General features: G+C 60.7%; 3 protein-coding genes. All 3 read right to left on the reverse strand.

What is annotated here, in order from left to right:
• Positions 1–224 precede the first annotated feature (224 nt).
• Positions 225–806 (reverse strand): TetR/AcrR family transcriptional regulator, encoded by a 582-nt coding sequence (locus VIN30_RS11440; protein WP_326426846.1) that lies wholly within the window; start codon positions 804–806, stop codon positions 225–227.
• A 270-nt stretch (positions 807–1,076) separates the two neighbouring features.
• Positions 1,077–2,417, reverse strand: a complete 1,341-nt coding sequence (locus VIN30_RS11445) for an MFS transporter (RefSeq protein WP_338211628.1) — start codon at positions 2,415–2,417, stop codon at positions 1,077–1,079.
• A gap of 245 nt (positions 2,418–2,662) precedes the next feature.
• The gene (locus VIN30_RS11450; protein WP_326426842.1) at positions 2,663–3,793 is read right to left on the reverse strand and encodes a DMT family transporter; all 1,131 of its coding nucleotides are present in this window, start codon (positions 3,791–3,793) and stop codon (positions 2,663–2,665) included.
• Between the last annotated feature and the right edge of the window lie 318 nt (positions 3,794–4,111).

Here is a 4,111-nt window from a genome sequence, read left to right on the forward strand (position 1 = left end):
AGTTGTCGCAGCGGCCGACGATGACGCGCTTCAGCGGGTCCCAGTCGTTCCAAGAGCTGACGATCTTTGCCATAAATATGCTCCTATCTCTCTTGTAGGAAAATCGCCCCAAACGGGGCGATTCATTTATACCATTTATTGCAGTTGCACAAAAGCCTTTTACCGACTTTTTTTCTCAGTTTCTCGAAAAAAGCTGTGACACTGCGTCAACACCTGCTAAGGCCTTAACTTGAATGAACGGCCACGGCCAGCAGGCCGCGCACCACCTCGCGCACGTCGTAGCCCTCGGAGATGGCCTTCACCGCTCCCCCGTCCACCAGAGCGCCCACCACAGAAGGCTCCAGCGCCACGCTGGCATGCACGAGAATGCGGTTCACGGCGGCGTCAAGCGCCGCACGGCCCTTGCGGTAGGCCTCGGTCACCACGGGAGCCTCGGACGCCGCGATGAGCTGGGCGTAGTGGGCGGCCATGGACACCGAGTCGTCGGGCAGACAGGCCTCCACCAACAAATCGATGATACGCTCGCGGCACTCCTCGCGGGTGAGCGTTTCCGCCGTCTGCGCTACTTTCTCGGCGCGGGCGATCCACAGCTCGATGTTGTAGCAGCCGGCCTCGTAGAGAAGATCGGTCACCGATTCGAAGTAGTAACCCACCGAAGACGAGGCCGCGCCCGCCCATTCGGCCACCTTGCGGTACGTAACCGCCTCAGGCCCGCGCTCGCGCAGCAGAGCCGCAGCAGCCAGCACCAACGAGGTGCGCGTGATTTGGGCTTTCAGGGACTTCGGCTTTGCCAGAGGCTTAGTCATAACAGTCTCGTTTCTAAATTGATTACTTGCCGCGACTTTACCAGAATTTGACTTCGCACGTAACCCCTGATAGAGCTTATTTTTTGCAAAAACCTGAAGTTGCGTCGAAGCCCGGCGAACTTGTGCACTCGCATAACGAAAAGGACGGCTGGACGCCCCTCCCCGGTCGCCCAGCCGTCCTTGGCGCCGCGTCTCGCGCAGCACTGCGTCCGGAGCCTTCCGCCTCCACCAAAGCCCGCGCCGAAAAGCGCGTTCTCGGCGGCGCGGCTCCTATTTGATGTCGGTCAGCTTCTTCTTCGAGTTGTCGTGGGTCAGGCACATGGCCACCAGCGCGATCACGGAAATAGCCACCATGTACCACGCGGGGGCAATGGGATTGCCCGTGGCCTGAATCAGCGCGATGGAGATGAACGACGCCGAGCCGCCGAAGATGGCGTTGGCGAAGTTGAACGACAGCGCGAAGCCCGAGTAGCGCACCTCGGTGGGGAACGTCTCGGACAGATAGCTGGACAGCGTGCCGTCGTTCACCGTCAAAAGCAGGCACATGAACAGCTCGGCCACCAGAATGATCCAGAAGTTCTCGGTGTTCATCATATAGAACGCGGGGACCGTGAACACGATGAAGCCCGCCGAGGCGATGATGAGCATCTTCTTGCGCCCGAACCGGTCGGACACCCGGCCCGAAAGGAAGATGAACGCCACGTAGGCCACCAGGCAAATAGTGGTGATCAGCGACGAGGCGCCGGCGTCGTAGCCCACGGTGTCCTGCAGGTAGTTCGGCAGGTAGGTAAGCACGGCGTAGAAGCCCACGGCGTTCAACATGCAGGCACCGAACGAAATGATCAGCGGACGCAGGTGCTTGGTCAGCAGCAGCTTGATGGGCTTGTCGTCGGACTCGCCCTTGGCCTCCAGCTTCTCCTGCATCTCCTGGTACACCGGCGAATCGGACACGCGGGTACGAATATAGTGGGTGATGATGCCCAAAGGACCGGCCAGCAAGAACGGAATGCGCCAGCCCCACTCGGTCACGAAGGCCGAGTCGTGGCCAAAGTTCACGAACATGAGCGTTGCCAGCGTAGAGCCCACCAGCAGGCCCACGGCCGTGGAGGCGGGCACGAGCGAGCAATACAGCCCGCGATGGTTGGCCGGAGCATACTCGGCCAGGAAGGTGGCGGCGCCGGCGTACTCGCCCGAAGCCGAGAACGACTGCACCATGCGCAGGCACAGCAGCAGGATAGGCGCCAGGATGCCGATGGCCTCGTAAGTGGGAAGCAGGCCGATCACGAAGGTGGCGGCGCTCATCAGCAAAATGGAGGTGGCAAGCGCCCATTTGCGACCCTTCTTGTCGCCCATGTGCCCCCAGAAGAACGCGCCGACCGGACGCATGAGGAACGAGAGGGCGAACACGCCGAAGGTTTCCAGCAGAGCCACCGTCGGATCTCCCGGAGGCATCAACACGAGGGCGATAACCGTTGCGAAGTAGGAATATGACGCATAGTCGAACCACTCGATGAAGTTGCCGAGGAACGAGGACACGGCCACGCGACGCAAGGTCGCATGCTCCTCTTCGGCGGTGGAGACGCTTGCCACCATAGTGTCGCTAGATGCCATGGAAATCACCTAAGTCCTTTCCAAACCCCTTTTTGCTTTGCGTGGTCCTCATAGGAACCACCCCCTTTCAAACAGAGAGGTCCGCACCTCTGTTCTCACAGATATGCGGACCTCCATTTCCTTGTGCCTGCCTGCACCTCTCCACGCGGAGCTTCTTAGTGCCAGCCAGCACTTGTACACATTTTGAAAAGCCGTGAGAGCTTTACCACGCTTCTTCGGCGACCCTGAGGCCACCCCCGTGAGCGCTACGGCAGATCCTGGGTCTCCACCTCGGCCTTGGCCTCGGCCTCGACGCTCTCCAGCGTCTTCTGGTCGACCTCGCCCTTGCCCTTGCGAGCCAGCATGGCCTTCACCGTGGGGAAGGCGCCGCCACCGCAGATGAGGATGACGCCCAGCCAGCTGTTAATGGTCATCGGCTCGGCGAAGATCACGATGCCGATGAAGATGGCCACGGGCACCTCCCAGTAGGCGATGGTGCCGTAGTCCATAGCCGGCAGATTACGGCCGGCCACGAGCAGGGTGCCCAGGGCGATGGGGCCGCAGATGATCCACAGCAGCACCGCACCGATCCAGTTGAAGGTGGTGAAGTGCACGGACAGGGCCCAGTTCTCCATGCCGGGCTGGCTGCCCAGGGAGTTCAGGATGATGGTGATGATACCGGCGCCCAGCACGGCGAAGATGAAGTTCCATACGCCGCGGGCGGTGGTGTCGGCGTCCTTACGGTAGCCATTGAAGAACATCGACAGGCCGTAGAACAGACCCGACAGCAGGCCGAAGGCGTCGCCCACGCCCTTCTGCGGGAACTCGGGCGTGGAGGTCTCGAGGTTGAAGTCGAGGCCGAAGGCGTTGCCGCCCACGCCGAAGCCGAGCAGGCCCTCGCCGAACAGCATACCGACGAACACCACGCAGAGGCAAATCCACTGCAGACCGCTCATGGGCTCCTTGCGGAAGATACGAGCGCACAACACGCAGATCACGGGACCCGTGTAGATGAACATAACGGCATTGGCAACGGTGGTCAGCAGCGTGGACGTCACGTAGCAGGCCAGCGACATGCCGATCATCAGGCCGCCGAGCGCGATGGCGGGGGTGAGCTTCAGGTTCTTGAACGTCTGCACCTTGCCGGTAGCGAACATCAAGATAACGAAGAAGAGCACGCCCATGCCCATGCGACCGCAGGCCATGAGAGCGCCGATGGAGTCACCAGCAGCCAGGCCCTCGGTTCCGTCAAACATATTGACGCGCGTGGCCCAACGCGAAAACAGCGGTACCAAGCCCATGCCCGTCGCAGAAATGAGCATGAAGATGAGACCCTTGGCATAGTTCATCTGGAAGCCGCTGCCCTCGCCTTGAGAAGCGATTTTGTCCTGTGCCATGTTCCCTCCTTTTCCTATTCTCTGAGAATCTGAAGTGATTTTCCGGAGGCCTTGCGCCCCGGATGCGACATCCGCGGGGATATCGCAGATACAGCAAAAGGGGAACAGGTCGCGCACTTTGCGTTGAAACCTGTTCCCCTTTCTTCTTAGCTTTCCGTCAGGCCGCAGCCCTTATGCGTCTCTGACGGAATTTGGGTGCCCTCAGGCTGCTTTGGGCAGTTGAGAGCAAGCGGTAAACGTCGTGCTTACTTCCACATCTCGGGGCGCACGAGGGTGGGATCCTCGACGCGGTTCGGGAAGTAGTCCAGGCACTCGCCC

Source organism: Adlercreutzia wanghongyangiae, assembly GCF_035989245.1.
GTDB lineage: Bacteria > Actinomycetota > Coriobacteriia > Coriobacteriales > Eggerthellaceae > Adlercreutzia > Adlercreutzia wanghongyangiae.

Bases quoted from the DNA above. Each gene is read 5' to 3' on its own strand.
- VIN30_RS11440 (WP_326426846.1), bottom strand. From the start codon at position 806: ATGACTAAGCCTCTGGCAAAGCCGAAGTCCCTGAAAGCCCAAATCACG.
- VIN30_RS11445 (WP_338211628.1), bottom strand. From the start codon at position 2,417: ATGGCATCTAGCGACACTATGGTGGCAAGCGTCTCCACCGCCGAAGAG.
- VIN30_RS11450 (WP_326426842.1), bottom strand. From the start codon at position 3,793: ATGGCACAGGACAAAATCGCTTCTCAAGGCGAGGGCAGCGGCTTCCAG.